Annotated in this window: 14 protein-coding genes; 6 read left to right on the forward strand and 8 right to left on the reverse strand. The window is 59.5% G+C overall.

Annotated elements, in window-relative coordinates; translation table 11 throughout:
• Positions 1–80: 80 nt before the first annotated feature.
• The 4 genes from CP97_RS04180 to secB all read right to left on the reverse strand — a co-directional run bounded on the left by CP97_RS04180 (position 81) and on the right by secB (position 4,207).
• Positions 81–800, reverse strand: a complete 720-nt coding sequence (locus tag CP97_RS04180; protein ID WP_048884920.1) for a DUF4136 domain-containing protein — start codon at positions 798–800, stop codon at positions 81–83.
• 155 nt (positions 801–955) lie between these two features.
• Positions 956–1,975, reverse strand: a complete 1,020-nt coding sequence (trpS, locus tag CP97_RS04185) for a tryptophan--tRNA ligase (protein WP_048884921.1) — start codon at positions 1,973–1,975, stop codon at positions 956–958.
• A gap of 37 nt (positions 1,976–2,012) precedes the next feature.
• Positions 2,013–3,611: a murein biosynthesis integral membrane protein MurJ gene (murJ, locus tag CP97_RS04190; RefSeq protein ID WP_048884922.1), complete on the reverse strand. Its 1,599-nt coding sequence runs from the start codon at positions 3,609–3,611 to the stop codon at positions 2,013–2,015.
• 29 nt (positions 3,612–3,640) lie between these two features.
• Positions 3,641–4,207, reverse strand: coding sequence for a protein-export chaperone SecB (secB, locus tag CP97_RS04195; RefSeq protein WP_048884923.1), 567 nt, complete (start codon positions 4,205–4,207; stop codon positions 3,641–3,643).
• Positions 4,208–4,479: 272 nt separating this feature from the next.
• Between secB and CP97_RS04200 the strand changes: the two genes are divergently transcribed.
• Genes CP97_RS04200 through CP97_RS04210 form a run of 3 tightly spaced genes read left to right on the forward strand, consistent with a single transcriptional unit; the run spans position 4,480 to position 6,936 of the window.
• Complete coding sequence (locus CP97_RS04200; RefSeq protein ID WP_048886707.1) at positions 4,480–5,139, forward strand: Tim44/TimA family putative adaptor protein; 660 nt, start codon at positions 4,480–4,482, stop codon at positions 5,137–5,139.
• Positions 5,136–6,359 carry a murein transglycosylase A gene (gene mltA / locus CP97_RS04205; RefSeq protein WP_418202077.1) on the forward strand — a complete coding sequence of 408 codons (1,224 nt, stop codon included), beginning with the start codon at positions 5,136–5,138 and terminating at the stop codon, positions 6,357–6,359. Before CP97_RS04200 ends, mltA begins: the two co-directional genes overlap by 4 nt.
• 10 nt (positions 6,360–6,369) lie before the next feature.
• The gene (locus tag CP97_RS04210; RefSeq protein WP_048884925.1) at positions 6,370–6,936 is read left to right on the forward strand and encodes a Smr/MutS family protein; all 567 of its coding nucleotides are present in this window, start codon (positions 6,370–6,372) and stop codon (positions 6,934–6,936) included.
• Positions 6,937–7,209: 273 nt separating this feature from the next.
• Here CP97_RS04210 and katG read toward each other — a convergent pair whose 3' ends face one another.
• The 4 genes from katG to aroC form a co-directional block, all read right to left on the reverse strand.
• A complete protein-coding gene (gene katG, locus CP97_RS04215) occupies positions 7,210–9,426 on the reverse strand; it encodes a catalase/peroxidase HPI (RefSeq protein WP_048884927.1) in 2,217 nt (738 codons plus the stop codon).
• 225 nt (positions 9,427–9,651) lie between these two features.
• Complete coding sequence (gene ahpF, locus CP97_RS04220) at positions 9,652–11,238, reverse strand: alkyl hydroperoxide reductase subunit F (RefSeq protein WP_048884928.1); 1,587 nt, start codon at positions 11,236–11,238, stop codon at positions 9,652–9,654.
• A gap of 142 nt (positions 11,239–11,380) precedes the next feature.
• Positions 11,381–11,947, reverse strand: a complete 567-nt coding sequence (gene ahpC, locus CP97_RS04225) for an alkyl hydroperoxide reductase subunit C (RefSeq protein ID WP_048884929.1) — start codon at positions 11,945–11,947, stop codon at positions 11,381–11,383.
• Positions 11,948–12,142: 195 nt separating this feature from the next.
• On the reverse strand, positions 12,143–13,213 hold the full coding sequence (gene aroC, locus CP97_RS04230; RefSeq protein ID WP_048884930.1) for a chorismate synthase: 1,071 nt from the start codon (positions 13,211–13,213) through the stop codon (positions 12,143–12,145).
• A gap of 312 nt (positions 13,214–13,525) precedes the next feature.
• Between aroC and ruvA the strand changes: the two genes are divergently transcribed.
• The 3 genes from ruvA to ruvB are packed head-to-tail and all read left to right on the forward strand — an operon-like array spanning position 13,526 to position 15,749.
• Entirely contained in the window at positions 13,526–14,128 is a 603-nt protein-coding gene (gene ruvA, locus CP97_RS04235) for a Holliday junction branch migration protein RuvA (RefSeq protein ID WP_048884931.1), read from the forward strand.
• Positions 14,129–14,148: 20 nt separating this feature from the next.
• Positions 14,149–14,721: a DsrE family protein gene (locus CP97_RS04240; RefSeq protein ID WP_227819664.1), complete on the forward strand. Its 573-nt coding sequence runs from the start codon at positions 14,149–14,151 to the stop codon at positions 14,719–14,721.
• Positions 14,721–15,749, forward strand: a complete 1,029-nt coding sequence (gene ruvB, locus CP97_RS04245) for a Holliday junction branch migration DNA helicase RuvB (RefSeq protein ID WP_048884932.1) — start codon at positions 14,721–14,723, stop codon at positions 15,747–15,749. The genes CP97_RS04240 and ruvB overlap by 1 nt, the downstream gene beginning before the upstream one ends.
• Positions 15,750–15,947 lie beyond the last annotated feature (198 nt).

Genomic DNA, 15,947 nt, shown 5'->3' on the forward strand with positions numbered 1-15,947 from the left:
ACTTGTGGCCGGACATAACTAAAGAGGCGGACCGTTGCCGATCCGCCTTCCTTGGTGATTTATATGGCAGGTGCGCTGTTCTAGCGTTGCACCGGCTGGTCTTCGGGTGCGATCGAGATGCGCACGGTCTCGCCAGAATTGCCGGGAAAATCGGTAAACATCGCCTCGACCAGATTAGGCACCAGATATTGCAATCGGCTGGAAGATGAGGCGGCCTGCGCCTTGCCTTCGAACAGACGCTGGCCCGTGGCAGCATCGTCAATCTTCATATCTATGCCGCTGGTATAGATGGTGTAGCTGTCAATCCCGCCATGGTGACTGAAGAACGGATCATGCCAGCCATAGCCCCATGCGCGATCTGGCACATAGGCGACTCGGTTGCGACCGCGCCGGTCACGATAGACGACCGGGCGCGAATAGCTGCGCCATGGACTGTAGAAGGGATCGGAATAGCCAAAGCCGGTGCTGCGCACGCGCTCGCGCCCATTGTCTACACCGTAATCGAAGCGCACCAGCAGGGTCGCTGCTTCAGCCGAAGGGGCCTGGACATAGCCCAATTGCTCCATCTCGCTTTCCACGTGATCGGCATAAAGCGCAAATTCCAGCCCACCGGCCAGCGCCGGATCTTCTGCGACAACGAAGAAGCTTTGTCCCTGCGGCGCAGGCAATTGGCTTTCAAAGCGCGATACATCGGCGCGAAACGGGGTGGCGCAAGCGGCAAGGCCAAGCGTCAAGGCAGGTACCAAGGCCAGCTTGAAGCCGCGCTTGAGCCCCTTGGTCAGGGTGGTGGAAACTGTCATGGCAATTCTCTTTCAGTCAACTTCGGTGGAGGCGCGCAGCCTCTCAACCCGGCGCACACAAATCTCTACGATGAGACGTGCAATAGCAAGGGCGGGCTGAACCCTGCTTGAACCAGAGTAGGCTAAATAGTTGAAATATTTCAATGTTAGCAGTTTCAGCCGCGCACCAGACCCAGCGCATTATAGGCCGCATTAAGCGTGGGCCTGCTCGCTTCGCGGGCTTGTGCCGCGCCCCGCGCTAGAATGGCGTCCAGCACTTCACGATCCTGCCGCAGCTCCACAAAGGATTCGCGGATCGGCCCAAGGATTTCGAGCAATTTCTCGGCCAGGACAGGTTTGAAGTGACCAAAGCCCTTGCCACCGTGTTCGGCCAGCACTGCTTCTGGCGTGGTCTCATCCAGCGCGGCAAAAATCGTCACCAGGTTCAACGCCTCAGGCCTTTCAGCCAGACCCGCAATCTCGCTGGGCAAGGGTTCAGGATCGGTCTTTGCCTTCTTGATTTTCTGGGCCATTTCATCGGCATCATCGGTCAGATTGATCCGGCTCATATCCGATGGTTCGGACTTGCTCATCTTGCGCGATCCATCGCGCAGGGACATGATCCGCGCGGCTGCCTTGGGGATATATGGATCAGGCAGGGTGAAAACCGGCGCGTCTTCACTTGCAAAGTCATTATTGAATTTTTGCGCAATATCGCGGGCCAGTTCGAGATGCTGCTTCTGATCTTCGCCCACGGGAACATAGTTTGCCTGATACAACAGCACGTCTGCCGCCTGCAGCACAGGATATCCGAACAATGCGACGGACTGGCCTTCACGGTTTTTTCCCGCCTTGTCCTTCCATTGCGTCATGCGGTTGAGCCAGCCCATGCGCGCTGTGCCCATCAACAGCCATTGCAGTTCCGAATGGGCGGGGACCTGAGCCTGGTTGAACAATACGGCCTTGGCCGGATCGAGCCCGCAGGCAACCAGCGTAGCGACCATTTCCAATGTGCTGGCGTGCAGCTCAGCAGGATCATGCGGCATAGAAATCGCGTGTAAATCGGCAAGGAAGATAAAGCATCTGCCGCCGCTGTCATGTGCCTCATTCTGCAATTTGACGTAATTGCGGATCGCACCAAGATAATTGCCGAGATGCGGCTTGCCGGTAGGTTGGATGCCGGAAACGACCGTCATTGGGGAGGTGGGCTTCGGGGAGGTAGACATTGCAGCATCAGGCATCAGGTGAAGGCTCTCTTCTGGTCATGAATTGCGCGAGCCGGTCCCGGCTGACTGCGCCAAGCGCAAGGGCTGCGCCGAAATAGACAATGAGGGCGCATGCCGCGAGAGCGGCCAGCGCCAGCAATCGCGCGAACAGCCCGGCGGAATAGTATTCGCTTAGCAAACCCGACACATAGAACAATGCCCCGCCCATTGCGGCCGCTGCCACCAACTGGCGCAGCAAGCGACCAACCAAGGGCCAGTCAGCGCGGTAATAGCCGCGCAGGCGCAATACGAAATAGAGGATACCAGCATTGAGCCATGCCCCGATGGCACTGGCGGCCGCCACGCCTTCCACGCCGAAGCGCTGGAGAAAAGCGATGTTGAAACCGATGAATACAGCCAGCGCAGCAACCGCAGCATAAACAGGCGTGCGCGTATCCGAACGGGCGTAGAAGCTGGGCACCAGCACTTTTACCAGCACATAGGCGGGCAATCCCGCCACCAGCACCGCCAGCACATTTCCTGTGGCAGCGGCATCGGCAAGATCAAATCGGCCACCCTGGAAAATCATGGTCACGAAAGGAACCGCGCAAACCGCCAGCGCCACTGTGGCGGGTAAGGTTAGCAACATGCCAAGTTCGATGGCATTGGACTGGATGCGCGCCGCGCCCGCATCGTCCTTAGCCCCGACGAAACGCGACAAGGTTGGCAGGATGGCGGTGGAAAGCGCAATGCCGATTATGCCGAGTGGCAACTGGTTGAGCCTGTCGGCGTAATTCATCCAGCTGACCGCACTGCCATCAAGCTGGTTGAGGAAATAGACCTGCAACAGCGTATTGATCTGATAGGCACCCCCGCCAATCGCGGCGGGCAGGGCAATAATGCCCAGCCTTTTGACTTCGGGCGTCAGGCGTGGGCGCGATATCCAGCGGGGGCGGAAGCCCTCGGCATGTGCCCAATATATCAGCCACGCCAGCTGGATGACGCCTGCAACAGGGATGGCCCAGGCGACGATATATCCCATGGCCACCACATCGCCTTCGTCCATCCCGACATATTCCACACCTAGCAGCGTAGCGATCAGGACGAGATTGAGGATGATGGGAAAGCTTGCTCCCGGCGCGAAGCGGGAAACGGAATTGAGCATTCCGGTAAGCAGCGTCACCACGCTGACAAGCAGGATATAAGGGAACATGATGCGCGCGAAATCGACAGAGTAATCAAACTTGTCAGGATCGACAGGCTTGTCCGAAAGCAGCCAGATCACGCCGGGCATGGCAATTTCGAGTATCGCGGTAAGGGCAATCAACACCGGCACGAACACCGAGATCACGTCATTGGAAAAGCTGCGCGCTTCCTCCAGCCCGTCAGCCTCCGCTGTACCATCCTTGCTCAGCCGCTTGGAGAACATTGGCACGAAAGCGGCCGAAAAAGCGCCCTCTGCAAATAATCGCCGGAATACGTTGGGAATGATCAGAGCCTGAAACCAGGCGTCGGTGACTTCATTTGCTCCCAGCACGCGGCTGAAGATCATCTCTCGGCCCATGCCGGCCACGCGGCTGACCATGGTCAGGCCGCCAATCGTACCGACATTCTTGAGCAGGCTCATCGCTCAACCGCCCGTAAATTCAGAGCGGCTCAGCTGTCGCTGCCTGAAGGCGTATTGCCGCCTGACGGTGTCATATCGCCGCCAGACTGTTCCTGCGCCCGCTTGGCCTGCAATTGCTGGATATACAGGCCATTGAAATCAATCGGGTCCAGCATCATCGGCGCAAATCCAGCATCGCGCACGGCATCGGAAATGACGCGGCGCGCGAAGGGGAAAAGAATACGCGGAGCTTCTGCATAGGTGAAGGCGTGGATCTGTTCATCCGGCATGTTACGCATCGTCACCAATCCACAATAGGACAGATCAACGATATAGGCAGTGCCCTGCGCAGTCTTGCTGGTAGCGGTGACCTTGAGTTCAACTTCGGCCAGCTCATTATTGATCTCGCGCGCGCCAATGTTGAACTGCACGTCCAGCTCAGGCTGATCGCGCCACTGGAAGCTTTCGGGCGCCCGCGGATTTTCGACCGACAGATCCTTCACATATTGCGAAACAATACCTGCCACCGGCTGATTGTCAGCACCATTGCCTGAAGCAGGACCGGTGCCGGGCTGGTTGGAATCGAGATTGGTGAGGACGTCATTTTCGTCGGCCATGGATCAGACTTTCATATCAAGAATCGGTTGGATCAGGCGGCGGTATTTGGGTAGCGCCCACCGTCTGTGGATTCGCAGCGCGCGCCTATCACCCTTGCGCGTTGGGAGCAACGCTGCGCGTGAAGCGTTAATCCTTTACGGCAGGTCGCCCGGATATGACCTTCAGCGGCCCTTAAGCCGTGGTTGTTCATTTGCTATTGATGCCTATCTGGGTCAATATCGCCGAAACCCGCGTCGGTCCAAATCGCGGGCAAGATTGGGAAGTTTATCGCGTGATTTGGGAAATTGTCATCCTCGCCATGATAGCAGCCTTTCTGGGCATGCGGCTGTATTCGGTGCTCGGTCGCCGGGCAGAACATGAAGAGGAGGTCGTGTCCAACCGCCTTGAACGATCGGATGATGCCAATGCCCAGCGACAGCCCCATGCGCCGCAGCTGGCAGAAGCTCCGCGCAATGATAGGGCGCTTACAGGTTTTGCTCCTGCTATCGAACAGGGCCTGCGCGAAATCGCGGCAAGCGATCGCCGGTTTGAGCTCCTCCCTTTCCTCGAGGGCGCGCGCGGTGCCTATGAAATGATTCTCGAAGCTTTCTGGCGCGGCGACAAGGCCGAGCTGGAGCAGCTTTGTGACGATGATGTCTATGCCAGCTTCGCTGCCGCAATCGACGAACGTGAGGAAGCCGGGGTCACGCTTGAGAATCGTCTGATCCGCGTTGAAGATACCACGGTCCATTCAGCCACGATGGATGGCAAGATGGCGCGTATTGCAGTGCGTTTTGTTGCCGACATCGCCAGCGTGACGCGTGATGCGGAAGGCAATGTCATCGCCGGATCGCTCGACGATGCGATTGAAAGCCGCGATATCTGGACGTTCAGCCGCGATGTGCGCAGTGAAGATCCCAACTGGCTCCTCGACGAGACCGACGCGGCTTGATATCAACCTGCGGCGTGAGCATTCTTCTACGCCGCCCTTTTCCTTTATCAGCACTATTGATCGCGCTGGGCCTGCTGGCGGCCTGTGCGCGCATAGTCCCCGCAGGTCCGCCGCAATCATCGTCGCAGCAGCCAGCAGCAGTGGCCGCCACAGCTGTCTTGCTAGGGGCGGTGCGTCTGCCTTCTTCCACATTGGCGCGGTTAGACCCCGCCAATGCCACCAGCGCCCTTGAAGCTTTCCGCACATCGTGCCGGGTAGCGACAGCCAGGAATGATCTTTCCGGACTGACCGTGCCTTCCGACTGGCAACAGCCATGCAGCGCCGCCGCTGGCTGGTCGCGTGATGAGGCTGCGCATTTCTTCAACCGCCATTTTGTGCCTGTGCGCATTGGCGATGGCACTGCCTTTGCGACCGGCTATTTCGAACCGCAAATAGCGGGCTCTCGCACGCGCCGATCCCCTGCCGATGTCCCCGTTTACGCATTACCCGGCGATCTGGGACGCTGCTGGCGCGACGACGTGCCGCCTGGCGAGCGTGAGGGACGTGCGCCGCTTGGCCGGCAATTGCCCGATGGTGGCTGCCTTCCTTATTATAGCCGCGCCGATATTGAGGCGGGTGCGCTTGATGGACGTGTGCCGGTAATCGCCTATGCCGCCGATGCCGTCGAATTCTTCTTTCTCCAGATCCAGGGATCGGGCCGCATCGTGACACCTGCGGGTGAAGTAATTCGCATCGGATATGCCGGGCAGAACGGCCGCGCCTATACCGGTATCGGCGGTGTCATGCGCGAACGCGGATTGCTGGGAGATGGCCCAGGTCAATACCCCGGATCAATGCAAGGCATCATGCAATATCTGCGCGAAAATCCGCGCGATGGCGCGGCGCTGATGCGCATGAACGAAAGCTGGGTATTCTTCCGCGAATTGACGGGCGAGGGGCCAATCGGCTCCATCGGCGTGCCGGTTCGCGGGCAAAGTTCTATCGCGGTCGACCCGCGATATGTGCCCTATGGCGCGCCGGTTTTGCTCGATCTGGATCGCCGCGAAGCCAATGGTCTGTGGGTGGCGCATGACACTGGCGGCGCGATACGTGGGCCAAATCGCTTCGATACCTTCTGGGGTGCGGGCGATCGTGCGCGCATGATCGCTGGCGGGATGAGCGGGCGCGGGCAGGCACTGGTGCTGCTGCCACTGACAGCAGCCGCCCGCATCGGACAATGAGTCCCGCTTCATGAGCGCGCCCAGAGGTCTTTCGCCGGAGGAAGCCGCGCTATGGGCGCAACTGGCCAGCACCGTCACCCCCATTCATCCGAAGAAAATTGGCCCTTCCAAGGCGATTAAGGGTGGTGCACCGGAAGAACCTCCACCTGCGCAGCCACGCAAGACCATGCCAGCGCGTGTACAGAATGTTTCGCGCCCCGCGCCGCACGCACCGCCGAAAAAAGAGGTTTCAGCCGGGCTCGATTCGCATTGGGAGCGCCGCCTTTCCCGCACCGTCACCCAGCCCGATTTCACTCTGGACCTGCATGGCCACACGCTTGATCAGGCATATCGTCGGATTGACGCCGGTCTGATGCAGGCGAAGGCGATGGGGGCGCGGCTGGTGCTGGTGGTGACGGGCAAATCGCGTCCCGTCGATGCAGCGGACCGGGGGGAAAGGCGCGGTGCAATCCGCGCCAAGGTGCTCGATTGGCTTGCCGCCGGGCAGCATGCAGCGGACATCGCCGCAATCCGTCCAGCACCACGCCGTCACGGTGGCGATGGTGCGCTATATCTCATCCTTAAACGACGACGCTGAACCTTATCATCCGGCAGCAGCGTATTCGCCGGCGCGCTGAGAAACAGCCGGACAATTTCATTGTGATAGCCCTTGATGTCGCCGCCCCGTGTCTTGGTTATGATGAGCCAGGCCGCGCCAATGAGCATGGTGAAAGACGCGAGGTGGATCTGCACGCCTGTTGGCGCGATTCTTCGCTCAACGGTGAATGCAAAAAAGCCCCCGGCAATCATGCCGGGGGCCTTGAAGCGACCCGAAGAGAACTGGGGGGTAAGCTCTTCGGATACTATCCGATCATCCGTGATACTCGGCGTAACTCACATCAAACCGATCAGCGTCCATAACCTTTGTCCATGCCCGAACGAAAGTGTCCAGGAAGAGTTTTTCACCACCATTTTCGGCGAAAACCTCAGCGATGGCGCGTAGTTGCGAATTTGAACCGAACACGAGATCCGTTCGCGTAGCGCGGAATTTCTCCTTGCCGGTCTTGCGGTCACGTCCGACGAATTCTTCATCTCCGCTATCCTCGACCACTTCCCATTCATTGCCCATGTCGAGCAGATTGGTGAAGAAATCAGTCGATAGCGTGCCAGCACGATCGGTCAGCACACCAATGCGCGATCCATGATCGGCATGGTGGGAGACCGCACCCATTGCGCGCATCCCGCCAACCAATGCAGTCATTTCGGGGATGGACAGGCCGAGCAGATTGGCCCGGTCGATCAGCATATCCTCGGTTTTGACGCTCGCCTTGGTCCTGAGGTAATTGCGGAAGCCATCGGCAAACGGCTCCAGCGGCTCAAAGCTTTCAACATCGGTCTGCTCCGCACTTGCATCGCCGCGACCGGTGGTGACTTTGACGCTGATGTCAAAGCCGCCGTCCTGTGCCGCCTTCTCAATCGCCGCAGCCCCTGCCAGCACGATGGCATCAGCCATCGAGATACTGCCGCGCAAGCTATCTAGCTTGGACAGGACATTGCCCAGTTCTTCAGGATCATTGACGGCCCAGTCCTTTTGCGGGGAAAGCCGCAGGCGCGCGCCATTGGCACCGCCACGATGGTCCGAATTGCGGTAGGTGGAAGCCGATGCCCAGGCCGCCTTGACCAGTTCGGCAACGGGCAGCCCGCTATCGAGCACTGCAGATTTGAACGAAGACACATCGGCATCTGACGGCGTGGTGCCGGCCGGAACCGGATCTTGCCAGATCAGATCTTCAGACGGCACTTCCGGGCCGAGATAGCGGACCTTGGGCCCCATGTCGCGGTGGACCAGCTTGAACCATGCCCTGGCAAAGGCATCGTCCAGTGCTGCCTGATCATCACGGAAGCGTTCCGAAATCTTGCGATATTCCGGGTCCATCTTCAGCGCTATGTCGGCTGTAGTCATCATGGTTGGCACCTTCTTGGAAGGATCGCGCGCATCGGGCGCCATGTCTTCCTCGTCCGGATTGACCGGTTGCCACTGCTGCGCACCTGCCGGGCTTTTCACCAGTTCGAAATCATATTTGAACAACAGGCGGAAATAGTCGCCGCCCCACTGGGTCGGGTTGGGCGTCCATGCGCCTTCGAGGCCCGATGTGGTGATATGACCCTTCTCGATCTCCTCCTTATCGGTCAGCCAGCCAAATCCCATCAGCGCCAGATGCTCGCCTTCAGGCGCGCCGCTGAATGTATCTGCGGGCTTGGCCCCATGCGTTTTACCAAAGGCGTGGCCACCAGCGGTAAGGGCAACGGTTTCCTCGTCATTCATGGCCATGCGGGCAAAGGTTTCGCGCATGTCGCGTGCGCTTTGCAGCGGATCGGGATTGCCGCCCGGCCCTTCGGGATTGACGTAGATCAGCCCCATCTGGATCGCGGCGAGCGGATTTTCCATCGCCTTGCCTTCATCGGGGATGATGCGTGTCTCGACGCCCTCATCAACCCAGAGCTCTTCGCTGCCCCAATAGACATTCTCCGGCTCGAACACGTCCTTGCGTCCGCCGCCGAAACCGAACACGGGACCGCCCATCGTTTCGATCGCGACATTGCCTGTCAGGATGAACAGATCGGCCCAGCTGATGTTTTTGCCGTATTTTTGCTTGATCGGCCATAACAGGCGCCGCGCCTTGTCGAGATTGCCATTGTCAGGCCAGGAGTTCAGCGGCGCAAAACGCTGCTGCCCACTTGATGAGCCGCCGCGCCCGTCGCCCGTGCGATAGGTCCCGGCAGCATGCCATGCCATGCGAATAAAGAAGGGGCCATAATTGCCGTAATCGGCTGGCCACCAATCCTGGCTGTCTGTCATCAGCGCAGTCAGATCAGCCTTGAGCGCGCCGTAATCGATAGCGTTGAAGGCTTCGCAATAATCGAAATCTTCAGCCATCGGATCGGCTGCCTTACCGTCCTGTGTCAGGATTTCGAGATTGAGAGCATCGGGCCACCAATCACGATTGGTGCGGCCCAGAAGGCTGCGCGCTTCGCCATTACCGCCGAAAGGGCAGCCCCCTGCCATTGAGCCTGTTTCTGCATCCATGTCGATTTCCTCTCTCAATCAGTGAAACGTCGATTCGTCTGTGAGAGGGAAGATGCGACTATCGGCCTGATTAGTCCAATCGATTAGTTAGCAATCATTGATCGAAATAGCCGGTTGTGGGGGTGGCATGGTCCATGGCCACGCTAGGGAGCAGCAAACCCCGCACCGGCTGGTTGCCGATCCGGGGTTTGCTGCGTTCCGATTTGAAGCTTCGTGTAGCTCGCCTCAGGCGGCGACGGGCACAGCTTCGTTATTGCGGATGAGGTAATCGAAGGCAGATAGAGCGGCCTTGGAACCTGCACCCATCGCCACCACGATCTGTTTGTAAGGCACAGTGGTGCAATCGCCAGCGGCAAAGATGCCGGGCAAATTGGTCTTGCCCTGGCTGTCGATCACGATTTCGCCATGGGGCGAAAGCTCCAGATCGCTGTTTTCCAGCCATTCGGTATTAGGGACAAGGCCGATTTGCACGAAGACGCCTTCCAGCGCGAATTTGCGTTCTTCTCCGCTTGCCCGGTCCTTATAGCTCGTTCCGCTGACGCGGTTGCCGTCGCCTTCTATGCTGGTGGTCTGCGCGTTTACCAGCACATCGACATTGGCAAGGCTTTCCAGCTTGTCCTGCAACACCTTGTCGGCGCGCAGGGCGGTATCAAATTCCACCACGGTGACGTGGCCCACGATATTGGCGAGATCGATGGCCGCTTCGACACCTGAATTGCCGCCGCCGATTACCGCCACGCGTTTCCCCTTGAACAGCGGGCCATCGCAATGCGGGCAATAGGCAACGCCCTTGTTGCGATACTCATCCTCTCCCGGAACGCCCAGCGTGCGCCAGCGCGCCCCGGTAGACAGGATAAGGGAGCGCGCTTTCAGAACGGCGCCGTTTTCAAGGTGGAGTTCATGCAGCCCGCCCGGCTCACCCGCAGGGACCAGTTTCTGCGCCTTTGCGAGGTTCATCAGGTCAATCGCTTCGAGCGCGGCGATCTGCCGTCCAAGGCTTTCTGTCAGCTTGGGGCCCTCGGTATATTCAGTGCCCGGAAGGTTTTCGATCCCCAGCGTATCGTTCAACTGGCCGCCGAACCGCTCTGCAGCAATACCGGTGCGAATGCCCTTGCGCGCGGTGTAAATGGCCGCTGCCACACCGCCGGGACCACCGCCGACAATCAGCACTTCAAACGGTGCCTTGGCAGATTGCGCCTCGGCTGCCTTGGCCCCAGCGGACGTATCGAGCTTGGCCAGCACTTCTTCCAGGCCCATTTTGCCATTGTAGAAGCTTTCACCATTGAGGAAGGTGGCAGGCACGGCCATCACACCGCGCGCCTCAATCTCATCCTGGAATGTGCCGCCTTCGATCAGCGTGGCGCTGATGCGCGGGTTTTCCATCGCCAGCAGGGTGAGTGCCTGCACCACGTCCGGGCAATTGTGGCACGATAGCGAGAAATACATCTCGAAAGCATAATCGCCCTCCAGTGCGCGTGCCTGTTCTATCAGCGCCTGATCGATTTTGGGCGGGTGGCCACCGGCCCATAGCAGCGCGAGGACCAGCGAGGTAAATTCATGCCCCATCGGCAGACCGGCAAAGCGGACTTGCCGCGAATGGTCCGATGCACGGCGCACGACGAAACTGGGCCGACGGTCATCATCGCCATCAAAGGCGGTAGAAACCTTGTCGGAAAGGTCGTCAATTGTCTCCAGCAGAGCGCGCGTTTCGTCCGATTTCGCACCCTCGCCAAGCGAGGCGACAAGTTCGATAGGCTCGCGCAGATTGCCGAGATAGGCTTTGAGCTGATCTTTCATGGCCTGATCGAGCATGGCGTTATCCTTGCGGGGAGGGGGAGGGGTAAAGGCCCGGGGCGGGGGAGGGGGGAGTGCCCCGGGCCTTCGTGCGACCCGGCCCTGCTAACAGGGCGCGGGAAGGGCGTAGCGGACGCAGGGCCCGCTTACGCAAAGGTAATTAGATCTTGCCGACGAGATCGAGTGAAGGGGCCAGTGTGTCGGAACCTTCTTCCCAAGCAGCGGGGCAAACCTCGCCCGGATTGGCACGAACATATTGCGCCGCACGGATCTTGCGGATCAGTTCATTGGCATTGCGGCCAACGCCTTCGCAGGTCTGTTCCATGATCTGGATGACACCATCGGGATCGACAACGAAAGTCGCACGATCGGCAAGGCCCATCTCTTCGCGCAGAACGTCGAAATTCTTGCTCAGCGTGTGAAGCTGATCACCCAGGAAGGGGAACTTCAGCTTGCCGATCTTCTCCGAAGTATCGTGCCATGCCTTGTGGCTGAAATGGGTATCGGTCGACACGCCATACACTTCAACGTCCAGCTTCTGGAGCATGTCATAATGTTCACCGAGGTCTTCCAGCTCTGTCGGGCAGACGAAAGTGAAATCGGCAGGATAGAAGAAGAAGATAGCCCATTTGCCCTTCACGTCTTCATCCGTAACTTCGAAAAAGTCCTTGTCCGCCTGGAATGCCGTTGCCTTGAACGGTTTAATCTGGCTGCCGATAATACCCATTATATAGATCTCCAATCAGTTTCGAAAGTGAACTTGTGAGAGGAAGATAGGCATTGCTGCAATGCAGAGAAGCAATATTGTGCGATCGGAAACATCGAAATTATCGATCACACAGGGGCAAGTTTAAAAAAGTGCAACAAGTGTTGATGTTTTTGCAACTCCGAGAGGCGATGGCCGGTCAATCCGTGCAGATATTCAACCGCATTGGGCGCGCTGAATCAGCTTTTGATCGGCCAGCACCAGAGCCATCATCGCTTCGGCCACCGGCACACCGCGAATGCCTACGCACGGGTCATGGCGACCCTTGGTGCGAATCTCCGTGGCATCGCCCTCGCGGGTAATCGTCTCGACCGGTGTCAGGATAGAACTGGTGGGCTTGAACGCTATTCGTGAAGTGACCGGCTGGCCGGTGGAAATTCCGCCCGCGATCCCACCTGCATGGTTGGCGGCAAAATCCAAGCCACCCCCTTGGGCGGGGCGCATGGCATCGGCATTTGCCTCACCCGTGGCACTGGCGGCGGCAAACCCGTCTCCTATCTCCACGCCCTTGACGGCATTGATGCTCATCATGGCAGCGGCCAGCTCACTATCGAGCTTGGCATAAATCGGCGCGCCCCATCCGGCTGGCACGCCTTCAGCGCAGCAGGCAACGCTTGCGCCGAGGGATGATCCGGCCTTGCGCGCATCATCCACCAGCTGTTCCCACTCGCCCGCTGCAATCGCATCAGGGCAGAAGAAGGGATTGCGGGTAATTTCGCCGGCATCGAAGCGGCCATAATCCATCGCGATGGAACCGATGGCTTCCACCCAGCCGGTAATCGTCACTTCCGGGATGACAAGCCTGGCGATCGCGCCTGCGGCCACCCGCGCTGCGGTTTCGCGGGCGCTTGATCGGCCCCCGCCGCGATAGTCCCGAAAGCCATATTTCGCATCATAGCTGTAATCGGCATGGCCCGGTCGATACGCCTTGGCGACCTCGGAATAATCCTTGCTGCGTTGATCGGTATTTTCGATCATCAGGCTAATAGGCGTGCCCGTGGTTCGGCCTTCAAACACGCCAGAAAGGATGCGCACCTCGTCAGCTTCCTTGCGCTGGGTGGTATATTTGGACTGGCCCGGCTTGCGCGCATCAAGGAAGGGCTGGATGTCCGCCTCTGTTACCGCAATACCCGGCGGGCACCCGTCAACCACCACGCCAAGCGCAGGCCCGTGGCTTTCCCCCCAGGTGGTAAATCGAAAGACGCGACCGAACGTGTTCCAGCTCATGGCCGCTCCTTGGGCGAAAGTTTCGCCGCTGTCGAGTAGCGGGCAGTTTTCCTACAATCTTCGGGCTGTGCCAGCACCACCTGTCATGTTGTGCCCCGATCTCTCCCGATGCAAATTTTCCGTGCGCAAGGTGTCACCCTGCCGGCAGAGCAACTGTGGAGCCGCAAGCTATTGTTCCAGCGGGCATTTACTGTGCGCAGGCGCAGGGTTACACCCTGTCACCTGTGTCACCTTCATCGCGGCGGTGGCCGGTTTGCGGACAAATGCAGCTTGGCACTGGCAAAATAGCGCGCTGACGGGCAGGAACAGATCATGATCGCAAAGCTGACAGGCAAGCTCGACGAAACCGGCACGGATTGGGCGGTAATTGACGTTTCCGGCGTGGGCTACCTAGTCCATTGTTCGGCCAAGACGCTGGTCGCGCTGGGCGGAGCGGGGGATACATGCACGCTCTACACCGATTTGCAGGTGAGTGAGAATGACATGCGCCTGCTGGGCTTTGCCGAAGCGGGAGAGCGCGACTGGTTCCGCCTGCTGACCAATGTGCAGGGCGTGGGCAGCAAGGTCGCGCTGGCCATCCTTTCCGCGCTGTCCACCGGCGAATTGCGTGATGCCTGCGCCGGCGGAGACGCTGCCAGCGTGGCGCGCGCAAACGGCGTGGGGCCGAAGCTGGCAGGGCGCATCGTCAATGAGTTGAAAGACAAGGCAGGGGCGCTGCCGGGCGGCGGCACCGCGGGCGCAGCGGCAATATCACCGACTGGCGGGGCGAGCGCGGATGCCGTCAGCGCGCTGCAGAATCTCGGCTTCAAACCCGCCATCGCCGCGCAGGCCGTGGCATGCGCGCAGGAAGAACTGGGCGCGGATGCGGGCGAAAGTGATTTGATCCGTGTGGCGCTTAAGAAGGCTGCGGGGTGAGCGGACATGCGAACCCTGCGATGATTATGAAAGAAGATGAAGCGATGGTTCGTTTTGCGATACCCATTATAATGATTGCCCTGGCCACACCTGCAGCCGCGCAGGATTATCCGGCAGATTTCGCTGCCGGTCCGGTGTTCGAGACCTTTGGCCCGCATATTGCGGTTGATGATATTGAACCATTTCCGGCCCACACCGAAATCGCGCACAGTTTTGACGTGGCAGAGCGCGCAGGAGGTGGCGCGCGCAATGGTGGCTTTGAAATCGCCGCGCGTTTCATCAATATGCACGCCGCCAATGGCGTTGACCCTGCCGATATGCGCGTCGCCCTGGTGGTTCATGGACCCGCTGTGCTCGATATGCTGACGGATGAGGCTCTGGCAGCGCGCGAAGGTGAGGACGGCCCCAATGCCAGCGGCGATATGGTGCGCGAGATGATCGGGCATGGCGTTCGCTTCATCATCTGCGGCCAGAGCGCGACAGGGCAAGGGGTATCACGCGGAGACCTGATCGACGGTGCGGAAATGGCCCTGTCCGCCATGACTGCTCATGCCATGCTGCAACAGCAAGGATATACGGTGAACCCGTTTTAATGGCATCCACTCCTGATCTTTCCCCAGAGCGCCAGCCGGAAGATCCGGACGCGGCGCTGCGTCCGAAATCGCTTGGCGAATTTATCGGGCAGGAAGCGGCGCGGGAGAATTTGCGCGTCTTTATAGAGGCGGCGCGGGGCCGGTCCGAGGCGATGGATCATGTGCTGTTCTTCGGTCCACCCGGACTTGGCAAGACGACGCTGGCACAAATTGTGGCACGCGAAATGGGCGTGGGCTTTCGCGCAACTTCTGGTCCCGTGATTGCCAAGGCGGGCGATCTGGCCGCGCTGCTCACCAATCTTGAGCCGCATGACGTCCTGTTCATCGACGAGATTCACCGGCTCAATCCGGTAGTCGAGGAAGTGCTTTATCCCGCAATGGAAGACCGCGCGCTCGACCTTATCATTGGTGAAGGGCCATCGGCGCGCAGTGTGCGGATCGATCTGCCGCCTTTTACATTGGTGGGCGCAACCACGCGGCAAGGCCTGCTCACAACACCCTTGCGCGACCGGTTCGGCATTCCGGTGCGGCTGATATTCTACACGCAGGACGAATTGACCGAGGTGGTGACACGCGGTGCGCGGCTGTTGGGCATGCCGATGGACCCGACGGGCGCAGGCGAGATCGCGCGGCGTTCGCGCGGCACCCCGCGTGTGGCGGGGCGGCTGCTGCGCCGGGTGCGCGATTTTGCGCAGGTGAAGGGCGTCGATGCCGTCACTGCGCAAGTGGCTGACGAGGCGCTTATCCGGCTGGAGATCGATGCGCTTGGCCTTGATGCGATGGACCGGCGTTATCTCACCATGATTGCCGACATTTATAAGGGCGGCCCTGTCGGGGTGGAAACCCTGGCGGCGGGCCTCGCCGAGCCGCGCGATACGGTGGAAGAGGTGATCGAGCCTTATCTGATTCAGCTTGGACTGGTGGCACGCACGGCACGCGGACGCTGCCTGAATGATCGCGGATGGAATCACCTTGGCCTTTCCCCTCCGCGCGGGCAGCAGGACGGCCTGTTTGACGCGGACAAATAGCTGACGCAGCAGTCTGAAGCGTAGGATGGGCGGCGGTTTCGGTTCCATTGTGGGACAGACTGCCGGAATCGCGCAAAAATGGCCGAATTCCTAGCCTCTCAATGGCTCAATTCATGGTTAACGCCATTGCCGCGACAGCCCTTGTGGGTCTTGTTGGCAGGACGCGGAAAAAGCCGTCGGTGCCATTACGGGGGCTGC

The organism is Aurantiacibacter atlanticus, assembly GCF_001077815.2.
Taxonomy (GTDB): domain Bacteria; phylum Pseudomonadota; class Alphaproteobacteria; order Sphingomonadales; family Sphingomonadaceae; genus Alteraurantiacibacter; species Alteraurantiacibacter atlanticus.